The sequence below is a fragment of the Rhodococcus maanshanensis NBRC 100610 genome, from assembly GCF_001894865.1.
GTDB lineage: Bacteria > Actinomycetota > Actinomycetes > Mycobacteriales > Mycobacteriaceae > Rhodococcus_G > Rhodococcus_G maanshanensis.
The window spans coordinates 40,889-55,537 of sequence record NZ_BCXA01000050.1; the positions used below are offsets into that span (position 1 = coordinate 40,889).

Sequence of the window (14,649 nt, forward strand, 5' to 3'; positions counted from 1 at the left end):
CGCGCTGCACCGACCGGGCGATCGTGCTCAGGCCGCATATCCCAGTGCCGCGGCGACGAGCACCGGCGCCAGGTACAGCAGAGGGAACGGGATGTGGGCGTACGAGCGCGCCCGCATCACGGTGATGACCGCCCCCGCGAAGTACAGGAACAGGCCGATCGTTGCCAGGATGCCGACCACCGGCACGAACAGGCCGACCAGCAGGCCCGCCGCCCCGGCGGCCTTGGCGGCACCGAGCCACGGCCACCACGACCGGGGCACGCCGTAGTCGGTCAAGGCCTCCACCACCCATCCGGCGCGGAGGAAGACGGCGGCGGCCGAATAGCCGACCCACGCGGCGGCCAGGACGGTGACGATGACATAGGCGGTGTTCATCGGATTGTCTCCTCATCGGGGTTCGAATGGACTCACCACCCTGACGGCGCCCGCGCCGAGAATGTGACAGCGCACGATGAACGGATTTTCCAGGAGCTGATCGACATGAAGATGATCGCCGTCCCCGCGGGGGACGTCACGCTCTCGGATCGGCGGACCAGCCGCAGTTGGCGTGTCGATGTCGATGCCTTCGAGATCGCCGCCACGCCCCTCACCCAGAGCGAGTACGCCGAGATCACCGGCGAATGGCCAGGGACGACCCGTGGTGCATCTCTGCCGGTCGAGGGTGTGTCGTGGTGGGATGCGATCACGTTCTGCAACAACATGTCCGAGCAGGCCGGCCTCGCCGCCGTCTACACCGTTGTCGGTGACGACGTCACCTGGGACACCGCGGCCGACGGGTACCGGCTGCCGACCGAGGCCGAGTGGGAACGTGCCTGCCGGGCCGGGACGACCGGTCCGCGGCACGGACCACTCGACGAGATCGCGTGGTATCGCCAGAACTCCGACGGCCGGCCGCACGAGGTCGGCGCGAAGCAGCCGAACGCGTGGGGACTACACGACACCCTCGGCAATGTCTGGGAATGGTGCTGGGACCTCTACGACCCCGAGGTGTACGGCTCCTATCGGGTGCTCCGCGGAGGCGGCTGGTTCGACGAGCACTGGAGCTGCCGAGCGTCAGCCCGACGGCGCAGCCACCCCACCTACCGGATCGACGATGTGGGATTCCGCGTCGCCCGCGGATGACCTGGTTGCTTCGTGCCTTGGCGACACTTCTGCGGTGGCCCGCGGCGGCTGTCGGTCTGCTGTGACGGCCCGTGACCCGTCGGCTACGGTCGGTCGATGCGCTCGCGCCTGAGGGGACACTGGAGGCTGGTCCTGCTGGTCATCGCCATGCTCCTGGGTTCGGTGGTCATGGTGACCCGTGTCGTGACGGATCGTCCCCCGGCCGTGGACTCGGCGGCCGAGCAGTTCGCGATCGAGACGCCCCTCGCTGAGCGACCCGAGGTGGCTTGGGCCCTCGATATCGGACGCCTCACCGACAACACCGGCGAGGTGCTGTTGTCGATGCCGACCACCCTCGACACCTACTACGGCTATGGCGGCATCCTCGACGCCGGCGACGTCGTGGTCGCGGCCACCGCGCACCCGCTCGCAGGCGGTGGTGATCCGTCTTCCGGCCAGGCGGTCGGCAATGTCACCCTCGTCGGGATCGACCCCGCGGACGGGTCCGCGATCTGGAGGACCCGGGTAGGGAACATCAGTCAGTGCAGCCAGGAGGTGGGTCCCGCCGTCCTCTCCTGCTGGTCCGGTCGCCGGATCGTGTTCGTCGAGACCGCGTCGGGAAAGCTGTTGTCCGAGCTGGGCACCGACTTCGATCTCAGCGGCGCGCAGGTGGTCGGTGACCTCGTGTACGCCTCGGGCTCGGAGGGTGAGGCTCGGACTCCGGTACTGACCAGCGGAACCGTCACGGACATCAGCGCACATTGGCGTCGCACGTTCACAGTCGACGGCGAATACCCGGCGGCATATGCGGTCCCGGCCGCGGGCGCGGTCATCGCCTCCGCCCGAGGCGACGGCGATCCCCAATACAATTTCGCGGTCTTCGACCTGGACACGGGCGCCGAGCGGTTCACGTTCGGCGGCGATTCGTTGCAGCCGGTCGGGGACGGCATGTTCCTCACCAGCCGCGGCGGGCGGTCGGGCACGGTGGGAACCCAGGACCTGCTGGCGGCCGACGGCTCCCTGATCCGGGCCGTACCCATTCCGTCGTACAGCGCGCAGTGGCACCCGAGCAGCCCGTCCGTGCCGTCGCCGCTGTTCCTCGGCGACGGTGCCTATGATCCGACGAATGGCGACGAGCGTTGGCGCAGTCCGGCTCTGGTGAAGGACGAGTTCTCCGGCCGGGACACCGCCCTCGCCGCCGTCGTCGGACGGACGGCGTTGGTCACCTCGCCGGAGTCCAGGACCATCACGGGACTCGATCTCGAATCGGGTGCCCAACGGTGGCAGACGCCGTGGCAGGACGCGTACTGGATACGCGACGGTCTCACCGACGGTGAGTACTACGTCTTCGGCGACTACACCGGCGTGCATTCGATCAGGGCCCGCGACGGCAAGATCGTGTGGTCATTGCCGCTCCCGGAAGGTGCCGACCCCCGTGAAGTCCGCGTCTCGAGCGCCGGTGGCGCCATGATGGTCGCGTGGCGCAACCAGTTCACCGTCTGGCGGTAGGGCGGCCACCCCCGGGCAACGGGACCGGGCCGGAAGATCCTCGACGGAACTATAAACTCACGCCTGCCCGGGCTTGAGCACGATGAACAGGCCGTGTGCCTCGGCGCAGAGCCGGTCGCCGTCGTGCAGGGTGGCGCGCACGAAGACCTTGCGGCCTTCCTGGCGTTCGGCCCAGGCACGGACCTTCAGCTCGGTGTTCAGCGGCGTGACGGATCGGTAGTCCACGGTGAGGGAGGCGGTTCGGGTGATCGAACCGGCGTGCATCGCGGCGGCCATGCCGAGTAGATCGTCGAATCCGACCGCCACCTGGCCGCCGTGCGCGGCATTGTTGCCGCCGAGGTGGTAGTTGCGGAAGGTGAGACGGGCGTCGACACCGCTGGAGTCGGCGTGGTCGATCATGAAGGGCGGGAGCGTGATGTTCCCGCGGGCGGGTAGGTCGAACCGGGTCCAGGTCGGCGTGGACCACTCGTTCACGACGGCCGCGTCCAACTTGTCGTTGAGCTGCTTGAGGATGCCGATCGCGTCCAACGCCAGCTCGTCAGTGGGGCTGACCAGCCGCGCGCGGTCCATCAGCCCGCGCACCTGCTCGATGAGTTCGCCGTAGTACGGCCCGCCCCGGCTGATGTCGGCGCCGCGTTCCTCGCGCGCGTTGATCAGCTCGGACATCGGCCGGAACCCGCCCTCGTGGTGTTCTTGATCGGGTAGCGAGCCGCCGACGTGCTGTTCGTTCATGAGAACACGTTATCGGTTGCCGGCGGGACGCCGACCTGGCGGGTTCGTCGCGTGGCCATCGTCGGGTGTGGAGTTCCCGCCGATCCGACTCCTCGGGTGCCTCAGCCCCGGTACGAGGTCAACAGCGTGCGTGCCGTGCTGGCGAGGTCGGTGTCGAGCCAATCGGGCAGCCGGCCGGCATGGGCGTGGCGGCGCAGCGCGGCGTACGGGAGGTCGACGACGGCGCGGCTGACGGCGTCGACCTCCCGGTCGCTGTCCGCGCCGAGGAGCTCGCGGGCCAGGCGCCGCAGGTGCTCGAACAAGGGCGCGTTCATCCCGCCGAGACGGCTGCGGAACTCCGCGTCGGGTCCGCCGTCGAGCAGGTCGCTCGGACGCAGGTTGAGCAGAAGTTTTGCGTCGTCGGGCAATTCGCGGCCGAACTGCACTGTCGCCACCGCCATCGCCACGCCGGCCTCGACGGGGTCCGGGTCGTCCGCGGCCCCCATGACGCGTTCCTGGAAGCGGGCGAGCGCGCGCAACCACGCCTCGGTGAGGACGCCGTTGCGACTGCCGAAACGGTGATACAGCGTGCCGACGGGGGCGCCACTCGCCGCGGCGATCGCCGCGACGCTGGCCGCGCGCGGGCCGTCGGCGAGCACGAGCGCGCGTGCTGCGTCGAGGATCACGTCGGTGTCGTGCTTGCGGGGTGGTGCCATCTACTAGTACGTTCCTTCTATATGGAGCGATTGCCCTACATTGACGAGCATGCCAGATCGATCGATGCGAATCGGGATCGGGCCTGGGAGGCGCTGCTCAAGGTCTTGTGCAAGGACCCGAACGACCCGTCCGCGCCGAGGGGGTTCCGGCTCGATTCGGCCGACGCCCCGGCCCGGTTGGCGCTGTCGGGTCGGCACTGGTTCTCGCGCTACGCGCTGATCTTCGAACTCGACGAGGAGGGTCCGAGCCGCACCCGGATCCGGGCGCAGTCGTGGGCCGAGTTCCCCGGCGTGCACGGCAAGATCTACCGGGCGCTGGTGATCGGCAGCGGCGGTCACCAGGTGGTCGTGCGCCGGCTGCTGCGCCAGGTAGCGGACGCGGCATGATCCCCGGGCTCGTCTGGGGTGCCACCGAGGCCGAGCGCGTCCAACCCCTGCCGTGTGACGACCTGGGCTTCGGCGGGGTGCAGGCAGACCGGGCCATCAGCATCGACGCATCACCGCGGGTGGTCTACGCCTGGTTGTGTCAGCTGCGCGTCGCGCCCTACAGCTACGACCTGCTCGATCGCTTCGGCAGGCGCAGCCCGCGCCGCCGCGACCCGGGGCTCACCGAACTCGAAGTGGGGCAACGCTTCATGTCCCTGTTCGACCTGGTGTCCTTCGTTCCCGGCGGGCAGATCACCCTGGTCACCGGCAGGATATGCGTCACCTATGCGGTGCGGCCCGAGGGCGGCGGGACCCGCCTCGTGGTCCGGATGCACTGCGGTGCGCCGTGGATCGTCGCGCGGGCGCTGGCGCTCGGCGATCTGGTCATGATGCGAAAGCAGCTGCTGACGTTGAAGACGCTGGCAGAGGCGGAGCAGCGCACCCTCGCGTGATGTGCGGGGAATCGGACGGCCGCCGGACCGGGTCCGGCGGCCGTCGTCTCAATCCTTGAAGTAGACCAGCTGGTGGGTCGTCGCCAACAGTTCGCCGTCGCGCCCCCACAGCTCCGCGGATTGGTCGAAGTAGCCCCTGCGGATCTGCTGGGCGCGGGCGGTACCGAGCAGGGCATCCTCCGCTTGCTCGGCGAGCACCTCCGCGTCGGCGTGGAAGTACACGGTCATCGAGACGGTGCCCGCCGGCATGTATTGGCCGCGGCGCAAGAAGATCCGGGGGAAGAACACGTCGCTCAGCGCGGTCAGGGCCGCGAAGTCGAGCGGACGGGCGGGGGTATCGCGCACCCACAGTGTCGAGACCGTGTCGGGGTGTTCGACGGCCTCGGTCGTGGGGATGCCACCCGCGACGAAGCGCATCTCGTAGTTGCGGGACCAGGCGATGAACTCGGGGAAGGCGCCTGCCTCGACGTCCTCGACGGCGGGAACGTCCGGGCGGGTGATCTCGGTGGAGGACCAGGTCTCGCGGCGGGTGCCGAACACCGCGGTCGCGGTCGTTGCGACGACCCCGTCCTGGGACAGCTCGAGGGCCCAGTGCTGGGTGCTGCGGTTGGTCCGGACGGGCCGGGCGGAGATCTCGAACGCGCCCTCGGCGATGGGGCCGGCGTAGTTGACGGTCAGCGAGAGCGGATCGCCCAGCCGGTCCGGGTGCTGCTGCGCCGCGCGCAGCAGGGTCGCGGCGGTGATCCCGCCGAACGGGCCGACCATGTTGGCGTAGGCCGGGGAGGTGTGCCCGCTGAAACGCCCGTCGCCTGCGGGAGTGAGCTCGACGGCAGCGTCGAAGGGGTGCGGCGGGGCGATGGTCCGGGTCACGGTTGCTCCTCGTAGGTGATGACGGATCGACAATGAGTATGACGCTTGGCATAGAAGCCGTCGGTACCGCCCTCGTGTCCGGCCCGCCTGGCAGGATCGACCCGTGACCATCGCGAACCTGACCCGCACCGAAACCGCCGCCCGATCGGCGGCGGTCACCGTCCGCGGTTACCGCGTCGAACTCGACCTCCTGGCCGCGCCCGACCACTCCCGCCCGGGCTTCCCGACGACCACGACCATCGATTTCGACGCCGTCGGGGCCGAGACGTGGATCGACTTCATCGGGCTCTCGGTCGAGTCGGTGACCGTCAACGGGACGGCGGCGCCCGTCGAGTACGACGGCGCACGCATCCTGGTCGGGGATCTGCGCGCGTCGAACCGGGTTGTCGTCGAGGCCACCGGCGAGTACAGCCGTTCCGGCGAGGGCCTGCACCGCTTCCTCGACCCCGTCGACGGCCAGACCTACCTCTACACCCAGTACGAGCCGTCGGACGCGCGCCGGGTGTTCGCCTGCTTCGAGCAGCCGGACATGAAGGCGCCGTTCACCTTTGCCGTCACGGCCCCCGCCGGATGGGAGCTGGTTTCCAATCGCCCGATCGCCGCCCGCGAGGCCGACGACGCCCGTCAGGCGGTGGAGTTCTCCCCAACCCTGCCCATCTCCACCTACCTGACCGCCGTGGTCGCCGGTCCCTATGCCCGGGTTGAATCAACTTGGAGCCGTGGCGATCTCACGGTCCCGCTCGGCCTGCTGTGCCGTGCCTCGCTCGCGCAGTACCTCGATGCCGACACCCTCTTCGAGGTGACCGGGCAGGGCCTCGACTTCTTCGCCGAGCAGTTCGACTACCCCTATCCGTGGGGCAAGTACGACCAGGTGTTCGTGCCGGAATACAACCTCGGCGCGATGGAGAACCCCGGCTGCGTGACGTTCACCGAGGCCTACGTCTTCCGTGGTGCGGCGACGGCCGCGCAGTACGAGGGGCGAGCCAACACGATCCTGCACGAGATGGCCCACATGTGGTTCGGGGACCTCGTCACGATGGTGTGGTGGGACGACCTGTGGCTCAAGGAGTCGTTCGCCGACTACATGGGCGCGCTCGCCAGCGCCGAGGCCACGCGATGGACCGATGCGTGGGTCGCGTTCGCGAACCGGCGCAAGGCCTGGGCGTACTCGCAGGACCAGCTGCCCACCACGCACCCGATCGTCGCGGACATCGTCGACCTGGAGGCGGCCAAGCTCAACTTCGACGGCATCACCTACGCGAAGGGCGCGAGCGTACTCAAGCAACTGGTCGCGTTTGTTGGGCGCGATGCCTTCTTCGAGGGTTCACGCCGCTATTTCCGGGCGCACGCCTTCGGGAACACCACCCTCGCGGACCTCCTGGCGGAGCTGTCGGCGGCCTCGGGGCGCGACCTCACGGAGTGGGCGCGCGCCTGGTTGCAGACCTCCGGGATGTCGACGCTGACGGTCGAGGAGGCCGACGGCGGCCATGTGATCGTCCAGACGGATCCGCGCCCGCACCGCCTGGCGGTCGGGCTCTACGACTTCGACGACGCCGGCGACCTGGTCCGCCGCGAGCGGGTGGAGGTGGATCTCCTCGCCGAACGTACCCCGATCGTGCTCGACCCTGCTCCGCTGCGCCTGCTGAACGACGGGGACCTCACCTATGCGAAGGCGCGATTGGACTCCGGATCGCTTGCCACCGTGGAGCGTTCACTCGACAGGGTCACCGATGCGCTCGCGCGCGGGCTGATCTGGTCCGCGCTGTGGAACGCGACCCGCGACGGCGAACTGGCCGCCGACCGCTACCTCACGATGGCCCGGGCATTCGCGCCCGCGGAGTCGAACACGGCGCTGTTGGCGGCGGTGCTGTCGAATGCGTCCTACGCCATCGGGCACTACCTGCCGACCGAGGATCGGGACCGGTGGCGCGGTGCCTGGCTCGACACGACCTGGGCAGCAATGCAATCCGCAGAGCGGGGTTCCGGGTCCCAACTCGCCTGGGCACGCGCGGCGGCGGCCGCGGCCACGGTCGACGATCGCCTGGCCGCCGATATCAGGGCTGTCCTCGACGGACGGGCGCCCGCCCCCGAGGGGTTGGCGCTCGACCCCGATCTGCGCTGGGCGCTGTGGACCGCGCTGGCCGCGACCGGCCACGCCGGTGCGGCGGACCTGGACGTAGAGCTCGGTGGCGACGACACCGCCTCCGGGCGGACCGCTCACCTGCGGGCGCTGGCGGCGCGGCCGGACGCGGACGTGAAGGCGAGCGCATGGGAGTCCGCGCTGGGTGACACGTCGTTGACGAACGAGCACCTCGACGCCGTCATCGCGGGGTTCCGGGCCGGTGACCGCCGCGACCTCACCGCCCGCTACGACGACGATTACTTCGCGGCGATCGGCGGCGTCTGGGCGCGGCGGAGCATCGAGATCGCGCGACGCATCGTGCTAGGACTGTTCCCGGCGGCGGAGTCGCTCGGCCCGGTCGACGACTGGCTGGCCACGAACCCGGACGCGCCGAACGCGCTGCGCCGGCTGGTGATCGAGCAGCGCGACCACCTGGCCCGGGACCTGCGGGTGCGGGCCGGGCTCGGATAGCCGTGCCCGCCGGCCGCGAGCGGGCACAATGACACCCGTGCCCACCGATCACGCAATCTCGTTCGACCCGGCGCAGCGCCGCGCCCGACTGGCCCGACGCCACCGGCTCGCGCCCGAGGCCCGCGCCGCGTGCGTGACCGAGGCGGCAAGGAGCCTGGTGTGCCTGCACGGCACGGACCCCGCGACGATCTTCCTGTCCGCCCGGGCAAGGGTCGACGGCATGGTGGTGGCGGACCTGGAGCGCGCCATGTACGACGAGCGCTCGTTGGTCAAACACCTCGCGATGCGGCGCACCCTGTTCGTGTTCCCGAGCGAGTCGCTGCCGTTCGTCCAGGCCGGTGCCAGCAATCGGGTTGCCGACACGGAGCGGCGGCGCCTGATCCGGGAGGTGGAGAAGGCCGGCCTGTTCGACGACGGGGCCGGCTGGCTCGGGGCGGCAGGAGACGCGGTGCTCGATGCGCTGGAGGGTGGTGCGCCGATGTCGTACACGACTCTGCGCGAACAGATCCCGCTGCTGAAGGGCTCGATGACCTATGGCGAGGGCCGGAGCTGGGGTGGGCAGGTGTCCGTCGGACCTCGGGTGCTGACCGTGCTGTCGGCCGAGGGCAGGATCGTGCGTGCGACCAATGACGGACCCTGGCGGGCGTCGCGGAACCGCTGGGCGACAAGCGAATCCTGGCTGGGCGCGCCGATCGAGCATCAGACGGAGGCGGCAGGCGCGGCCTGGCTGGTCGAGGCGTGGCTGCGCGCGTTCGGCCCCGGCACCGAGGCCGACCTCAAGTGGTGGCTCGGGTCGACGGTGTCCACCGTGCGGAAGGCGTTGTCCGCCTTGGATGTCGTCACGGTCGACCTGGACGGCCGAGCCGGCTACCTGTTGGCCGACGACCAGGAACGGGACGACCCCGTCGAGCCGTGGGCGGCACTGCTGCCCGCTCTCGATCCGACCACGATGGGCTGGCGGGACAGGGACTGGTACCTCGGGCCGCACAAGGACCTGCTGTTCGACACCAGTGGCAACGCCGGCCCGACGGCGTGGTGGGACGGCCGGATCGTCGGGGGCTGGTGGCAGGACGAGGCCGGGCAGGTGGTGGTGCACCTGCTCGAGGACGTCGGTGCCGAGGCGCGACGGGCGTTCGACGAGGAGGCGGTCACGCTGTCGGCCTGGCTCCAGGGTGACAAGGTGCTCCCCCGCTTTCCCTCGCCCCTGGCGAAGCTGCGAGCTTGACGGCCGGTCCTGATCGCGGCCCGCGAACGGGCGGTTATCGGAACAACGGCCGTGTGGGTGGCCCGACAAGCGCCCGTTCGAGAGGCAGGGACTGCTCTGGCATGTAGTCGTTTGTGTGGCTTCCTAGACGCCACAACGGTTTTCGCGCGCACTCTCGCCGCCCTTGACCTGCTCGCGCACTGCGAGTACGCATAGATGCGAGGCGTAATCGACCCCCGCGATGCGAGTGCAGCCGATTGGTGCACCCGGCGAGGGGTGTGCGCACAGATCTGGCGAACGCAGGGTGTGTCATGGCTGACGTCGATGTCGACTATTGCGTTGTAGGTGCGGGATTCGCGGGGCTGACGGCGGCGCTGCGGCTCAAACAGGCGGGCCGATCGGTAGCGCTGCTGGAGGCGCGGGACCGGGTCGGCGGCCGAACCTTCACGGAGGTGCGCGAGGACGGGACGTGGATCGACCGCGGCGGTGCGTGGGTGGGGCCGGGTCAGGACCGGATCTATGCGTTGATGGATGAGTTCGGTGTGCCGAGCTACAAGCAGTACACCGACGGGCAGGCCATGATGGTGGTCGGCGGCAAGCAGCACCGCTACGAAGGCACCATCCCCCTGACGATGAGCCCGTGGGTGACGGCGAACCTCGGCGCGGTCTTCCTCGAGCTCGGCTCGATGTGCAAGACGATCCCCCTCGATGCCCCCTGGCGGGCGAAGAAGGCCGCTGAGTGGGACAAGATCAGCCTGGCCAAGTGGCTCGACGACAACGTCCTGTCGGGACCGGCGCACGAGCTCCTCGAGACGGCGATCGCGGGCTGCTACACCTCCGCGGCCTCCGAGGTGTCAATGCTCTTCGTGCTCTACCAGATGGCGTCGGGTGGCGGCCCTGGCTTCGTTCTCGGGGTCAAGGACGCGGCTGAGGACGAGCGGCCGGTCGGCGGCATGGGCGCGATCTACCGGCCGATGGCGGCGGAGATAGGGGACGCAGTCCATCTAGGCCAGCCGGTTCGCGGCATCACGCAGGACGGCAACGGTGTGACCGTTCGCTCCGAGGACATGACGGTGCGTGCCCGGCGGGTGATCGTCGCGGTGCCGCTCGCCATCGCGAGTCAGATCCGCTACGAGCCGATGCTGCCCGTCGACCGCTCCTTCCTGCACCAGCGGATGCCGAGCGGCTCGATCGTCAAGATCGCGGCCGTGTACGAGGAGCCGTTCTGGCGGGCCGACGGACTGTCGGGCCAGTCGGCGGCACCGGGCTCCCCCGCCACCATCACCATCGACGCGGGCACGGACGCGGCCACGCCAGGGGTGCTGTGCGTCATCGTCGAGGGCCCGATCGCGCGCGAGCTCGGACGCCTCGGGGAGGCCGAACGCCGGAAGGCGGTGCTCGGCGAGCTTGTCGGGCGCTTCGGCGAGAAGGCGCGCTCGCCCGTCGACTACATCGAGCAGAACTGGTGCGTGGAGCGCTATTCCGGCGGCGGCATGCTCAGCCACGCACCGACCGGGGTGCTGACGGAGTTCGGTCCCGCGCTCCGCGAGCCCTGCGGTCGCATCCACTGGGCCGGCACGGAGAGCTCCGCGCAAATGTGCGGCTGGGTGGACGGCGCCGTCCGCTCCGGTGAGCGTTCCGCGCGCGAGGTGACCGAGCGCGACGGGCTGACCCCCGCCGGACGGTAGTCCGTCGCGCCGGCATGTCGGACCGCGCGGCTACCGTTGCGTGGTGACCGCCAAGGCTCGCCGAAAGACCGCCCGCCCCGCGAAGAAGGCCGCGGCGAAGAAGGTCGATGCGCCCGTCGCAGGCCCCGGGGAACGCGTCTGGGTGCTCGAGGTGCCGTTCCGGGCTCCCGCGCCCGGCGCAAAGTACTACGGGGCCATCAAGAGTCACGCCTACGTCGGGTCGAGCCTGCCCGAGGAACTCCGCCTCTATGCGGCGAAGCCGTACTCGTACCAGCAGTGGGTCGAGGACGAGCTGAACGGTACCCGGGGTCCGTCCGCCGAGGCAGCCCCGAAGGAGTTGCGGCGCGAACAGCTCGAGGGGGCCGCCGCGATCGCCCGGGCGGCCGAGGCGAGCTTCCGGGGCTTCTGCCTCTCCGACGACCCGGGCCTGGGCAAGACGCTCAGCGCGATCGCAGGCGCGAAGGCGGTCGCTCAGCAGCGCGGCGGCACAACGATTCTCGTCACCGTCGACCGCCCCACCTCGATCACCATCCCGCACTGGCGCGCGTCGATCGCGGCCGTTGGCGACGGTGGCTATCGCTGGCTGATCATCTCCCCCGACCAGCTCAAGAAGCTCATCGCCCGCAACGGCAGGCCGAGGTACCGATTCGACGTAGTCGTCAACGACGAGGCACACAACTTCCGGCACGACTCGCAGCGCACGGACTACCAGCGGCGGGTGACCCGCCATCTCGACCCGCCAGAGAAGGCGCCGTTCGTCATCTCGCTGACCGCGACCCTCGGGCACCACCCCGGCGAGTGGCGGTACCTGTCGTCGCTGCTGGCGCAGGTGCACCGAGAGCCGCCGCAGCGGTGGGACGAGCTCGGCGCCCGACTGGTCGAGCTCGGGGTGCCGCTGGAGCGGTACATGGGCCGCTGGCAGTGGACGGCGGAGGCGAAGGCGTCGGGCCGGATCCAGGCCGACGCCGTCGCCCGGGTGCGGGACGTGATGACCGCCGCCCAACCGCCGGTGATGCTGCACCGGGACGCGCCATGGGGGCAGGCCCCGATCGACGGGCTCGGGGTCGACCTGACCGTCGCGGAGCGACAGCAGTACGAGATGGAGTGGGGCGACTACCGCCGCGAGATGCAGATCGCCAGGACCGGCTCCGACACCGCGCGCGGTCGGGCGGCACTGATCCGGTTCCGACAGAAGGCAGGCATGATCCGGGCGCCGCACACCGCGGACCTGGTCGCGGCGACTGTGGAGCGCGGCTATCAGTGCCTGGTCGCGACGGAGATGGTGAGCACCGGCGCGGAGCCGGTCGCCGACCTCCTCGAGGCGCGCGGCATCGCGGTGTCCCGGATCTTCGGCGGCCGCCGCGACGCCGAGAACGAGAGGCTGCGGTTCCAGCGCGGAGAGACCCGGGTGGTCGTGTTCAACACGACCTCGGCGATCAGCCTGCACGCCGCCGAGCACCTCACCGACGGCTCCCGGGCAACCGCGACCCCTCGGATCGGGTTCTTCCACCAGCCCCGGTACTCCGGCATCGCCGCCCGACAGACCATCGGCCGTGGTCACCGCGACTACCAGGTGTGCCCCTGGTCGCTGCTCTACGCCACCGACACGGTCGAGGAGTCCGCTGCCACCACGATGGTCGACCGGCTGATGGTCACCTCCGCCAGCGTCGACGGCGACACCAGCGCGCTGGTGTCGATCGCCCGGATGTTCAACGCGGACTGGATCGACCAGCGGGCCTTCGACTGAGTGGACGTCCGGATCCTCGTCCCGCTCACCGGGACGAATCGGATCGGTGGTCGGGGCGCGCACCTAGCCTCCGATTCGGACGAACCTGGACGCAGCGATCGGCTCGGGGGATATCTTCGGAAACTGGGTGTCGCTCGGCGCATGCCCATTGACCGATTCGGCTTCTGGCCGTATCGCATCGAATCTTCTGTTCGAAGGGAATTTCATGGCGACCTACGTCATCACTGGCTGTGCCTCCGGGATCGGCGCGGCCACCAAGGCACGGCTGGAATCCGACGGCCACCGCGTCATCGGCGTGGACCTGCACAACGCCGACGTCAATGTCGACCTGAGCACGGCCGACGGGCGCCGCGACGCCATCGCGCAGGTGGCCGCGCTGGCCGACGGCAGCATCGACGGATTCGTCCCGTTCGCCGGCCTGGCCGCCGCCGCGGGCCGACCCGCGAATCTGCTGATCGCGGTCAACTACTTCGGCGCCATCGAACTCCTCGAGGGTCTGCGCCCGCTGCTGGCCGCGGGCAGGAACCCGTCCGTGGTGCTGATCAGCTCCAATTCCACCACCAGTCAGCCGAACTGGCCGACCGATCTCGCCGACGCCTGCCTGGCCGGTGACGAGTCGGGCGCCAACGCGGTCGCCGCGACGTTCGGGGAGTGGGCCGCGATCCAGGCCTACCCGGCCACCAAGGCCGCGCTGGCCTACTACGCCAGGACGAAGTCCGCCGAGTACATCGCGCAGGGCATCCGCCTCAACGCGATCGCGCCGGGCCTGATCGACACCCCGATGACCCAGGAGGGGCGCAAGGACCCGCTGGTCGGTGCGGGCATGGAGCACTTCCTGTCCACCATCCCCGCCGGTCGCGGCGGCACGCCCGAGGAGGTGGCCGCTCTGGTGGCGTTCCTGCTCGGCCCCGAGGCCAGCTACTTCGTCGGATCCGTCGTCTTCGTCGACGGTGGCACCGACGCCGCCAACCGCGGCAAGGACTGGCCGAAGGTGTGGGACATGAGCTAGGGCCTGTAGGCCACACCGGAGGACGAGGGGGTCCGTTCCGAAATGAACTGGTCCCCGAAAGTTGGACTGGCCAAGTAGGAGCCTAAGCGGCAAGGGCCTGGGTCCGGTATTGCACCGGGCTCAGGCCCTTGAGCTTTGTGGAGATGCGTTCGGTGTTGTACCAGTGGATGTAGTCCGCCAGCGCGGTGGCCAAAGCGTCGCTGTTCAGGTATCGCACGTGGTGGAAGAGTTCTTCTTTGAGGTGGCCGAAGAAGTTCTCGATCACGGCGTTGTCGAAGCAGTTGCCCTTGCGGGACATCGATTGGGTCGCGCCGGCATCGGCGAGCAAGCGTCGCCAGGACTCGTGCTGGTACTGGAATCCCTGATCCGAGTGCACCAGCGGCGTCTGCCCGTCGCCGAGGGTCGCGATCGCGGCACGCAGGGAGCTGTTGGTCAACTGCAGGTTCGGTGATGGACCGACCGAGAAGGCGATGATCTGTCGGTCGAACAGGTCCATCACCGGCGACAGGTAGAGCTTGTCCTCACCGACGCGGAACTCGGTCACGTCGGTGACCCACTTCTGGTTCGGTGCGCTGGCTTCGAAATCGCGCTCGAGCAGGTTCGGGGCGACCTTGCCGGCCTCA

Annotated in this window: 14 protein-coding genes; 9 read left to right on the forward strand and 5 right to left on the reverse strand. The window is 69.7% G+C overall.

What is annotated here, in order from left to right; genetic code table 11:
* Positions 1-27 precede the first annotated feature (27 nt).
* On the reverse strand, positions 28-375 hold the full coding sequence (locus tag RM1_RS21905; RefSeq protein WP_027503542.1) for a DoxX family protein: 348 nt from the start codon (positions 373-375) through the stop codon (positions 28-30).
* 111 nt (positions 376-486) lie between these two features.
* Between RM1_RS21905 and RM1_RS21910 the strand changes: the two genes are divergently transcribed.
* Together RM1_RS21910 and RM1_RS21915 are read left to right on the forward strand one after the other, a co-directional pair.
* Positions 487-1,122: a formylglycine-generating enzyme family protein gene (locus tag RM1_RS21910; RefSeq protein WP_072753788.1), complete on the forward strand. Its 636-nt coding sequence runs from the start codon at positions 487-489 to the stop codon at positions 1,120-1,122.
* Between the two features lie 96 nt (positions 1,123-1,218).
* Entirely contained in the window at positions 1,219-2,610 is a 1,392-nt protein-coding gene (locus RM1_RS21915; protein WP_072753770.1) for an outer membrane protein assembly factor BamB family protein, read from the forward strand.
* Between the two features lie 57 nt (positions 2,611-2,667).
* On the opposite strand, the gene RM1_RS21920 is transcribed toward RM1_RS21915, so the two are convergent.
* Entirely contained in the window at positions 2,668-3,342 is a 675-nt protein-coding gene (locus RM1_RS21920; RefSeq protein WP_072753771.1) for a PaaI family thioesterase, read from the reverse strand.
* 101 nt (positions 3,343-3,443) lie between these two features.
* Positions 3,444-4,037 (reverse strand): TetR/AcrR family transcriptional regulator, encoded by a 594-nt coding sequence (locus RM1_RS21925; RefSeq protein ID WP_072753772.1) that lies wholly within the window; start codon positions 4,035-4,037, stop codon positions 3,444-3,446.
* Between the two features lie 21 nt (positions 4,038-4,058).
* Here RM1_RS21925 and RM1_RS21930 point away from each other — a divergent pair, with 21 nt between their 5' ends.
* Both RM1_RS21930 and RM1_RS21935 read left to right on the forward strand, forming a co-directional pair.
* Entirely contained in the window at positions 4,059-4,424 is a 366-nt protein-coding gene (locus tag RM1_RS21930; protein WP_072753773.1) for a hypothetical protein, read from the forward strand.
* Positions 4,421-4,915: a hypothetical protein gene (locus RM1_RS21935; protein ID WP_072753774.1), complete on the forward strand. Its 495-nt coding sequence runs from the start codon at positions 4,421-4,423 to the stop codon at positions 4,913-4,915. Before RM1_RS21930 ends, RM1_RS21935 begins: the two co-directional genes overlap by 4 nt.
* A 48-nt stretch (positions 4,916-4,963) precedes the next feature.
* On the opposite strand, the gene RM1_RS21940 is transcribed toward RM1_RS21935, so the two are convergent.
* A complete protein-coding gene (locus RM1_RS21940) occupies positions 4,964-5,785 on the reverse strand; it encodes an acyl-CoA thioesterase (protein ID WP_072753775.1) in 822 nt (273 codons plus the stop codon).
* A 103-nt stretch (positions 5,786-5,888) separates the two neighbouring features.
* Between RM1_RS21940 and pepN the strand changes: the two genes are divergently transcribed.
* The 5 genes from pepN to RM1_RS21965 all read left to right on the forward strand — a co-directional run bounded on the left by pepN (position 5,889) and on the right by RM1_RS21965 (position 14,026).
* Positions 5,889-8,378 (forward strand): aminopeptidase N, encoded by a 2,490-nt coding sequence (pepN, locus tag RM1_RS21945; protein WP_072753776.1) that lies wholly within the window; start codon positions 5,889-5,891, stop codon positions 8,376-8,378.
* 28 nt (positions 8,379-8,406) lie between these two features.
* A complete protein-coding gene (locus RM1_RS21950; RefSeq protein WP_072753777.1) occupies positions 8,407-9,603 on the forward strand; it encodes a winged helix DNA-binding domain-containing protein in 1,197 nt (398 codons plus the stop codon).
* A gap of 290 nt (positions 9,604-9,893) precedes the next feature.
* Positions 9,894-11,270, forward strand: a complete 1,377-nt coding sequence (locus tag RM1_RS21955) for a flavin monoamine oxidase family protein (protein ID WP_072753778.1) — start codon at positions 9,894-9,896, stop codon at positions 11,268-11,270.
* A 43-nt stretch (positions 11,271-11,313) separates the two neighbouring features.
* Positions 11,314-13,017 (forward strand): DEAD/DEAH box helicase, encoded by a 1,704-nt coding sequence (locus tag RM1_RS21960; RefSeq protein ID WP_083576895.1) that lies wholly within the window; start codon positions 11,314-11,316, stop codon positions 13,015-13,017.
* Positions 13,018-13,222: 205 nt separating this feature from the next.
* Entirely contained in the window at positions 13,223-14,026 is an 804-nt protein-coding gene (locus RM1_RS21965) for an SDR family oxidoreductase (RefSeq protein WP_072753780.1), read from the forward strand.
* A gap of 82 nt (positions 14,027-14,108) precedes the next feature.
* On the opposite strand, the gene RM1_RS21970 is transcribed toward RM1_RS21965, so the two are convergent.
* Positions 14,109-14,649, reverse strand: a 541-nt coding sequence (locus tag RM1_RS21970; RefSeq protein WP_143187339.1) for an IS3 family transposase, incomplete at its 5' end; no start/stop codon positions are given.

Bases quoted from the DNA above. Each gene is read 5' to 3' on its own strand.
- RM1_RS21910 (WP_072753788.1), top strand. From the start codon at position 487: ATGATCGCCGTCCCCGCGGGGGACGTCACGCTCTCGGATCGGCGGACC.
- RM1_RS21905 (WP_027503542.1), bottom strand. From the start codon at position 375: ATGAACACCGCCTATGTCATCGTCACCGTCCTGGCCGCCGCGTGGGTC.
- RM1_RS21935 (WP_072753774.1), top strand. From the start codon at position 4,421: ATGATCCCCGGGCTCGTCTGGGGTGCCACCGAGGCCGAGCGCGTCCAA.
- RM1_RS21955 (WP_072753778.1), top strand. From the start codon at position 9,894: ATGGCTGACGTCGATGTCGACTATTGCGTTGTAGGTGCGGGATTCGCG.
- RM1_RS21925 (WP_072753772.1), bottom strand. From the start codon at position 4,037: ATGGCACCACCCCGCAAGCACGACACCGACGTGATCCTCGACGCAGCA.
- RM1_RS21930 (WP_072753773.1), top strand. From the start codon at position 4,059: ATGGAGCGATTGCCCTACATTGACGAGCATGCCAGATCGATCGATGCG.
- RM1_RS21915 (WP_072753770.1), top strand. From the start codon at position 1,219: ATGCGCTCGCGCCTGAGGGGACACTGGAGGCTGGTCCTGCTGGTCATC.
- RM1_RS21965 (WP_072753780.1), top strand. From the start codon at position 13,223: ATGGCGACCTACGTCATCACTGGCTGTGCCTCCGGGATCGGCGCGGCC.
- RM1_RS21950 (WP_072753777.1), top strand. From the start codon at position 8,407: ATGACACCCGTGCCCACCGATCACGCAATCTCGTTCGACCCGGCGCAG.
- RM1_RS21920 (WP_072753771.1), bottom strand. From the start codon at position 3,342: ATGAACGAACAGCACGTCGGCGGCTCGCTACCCGATCAAGAACACCAC.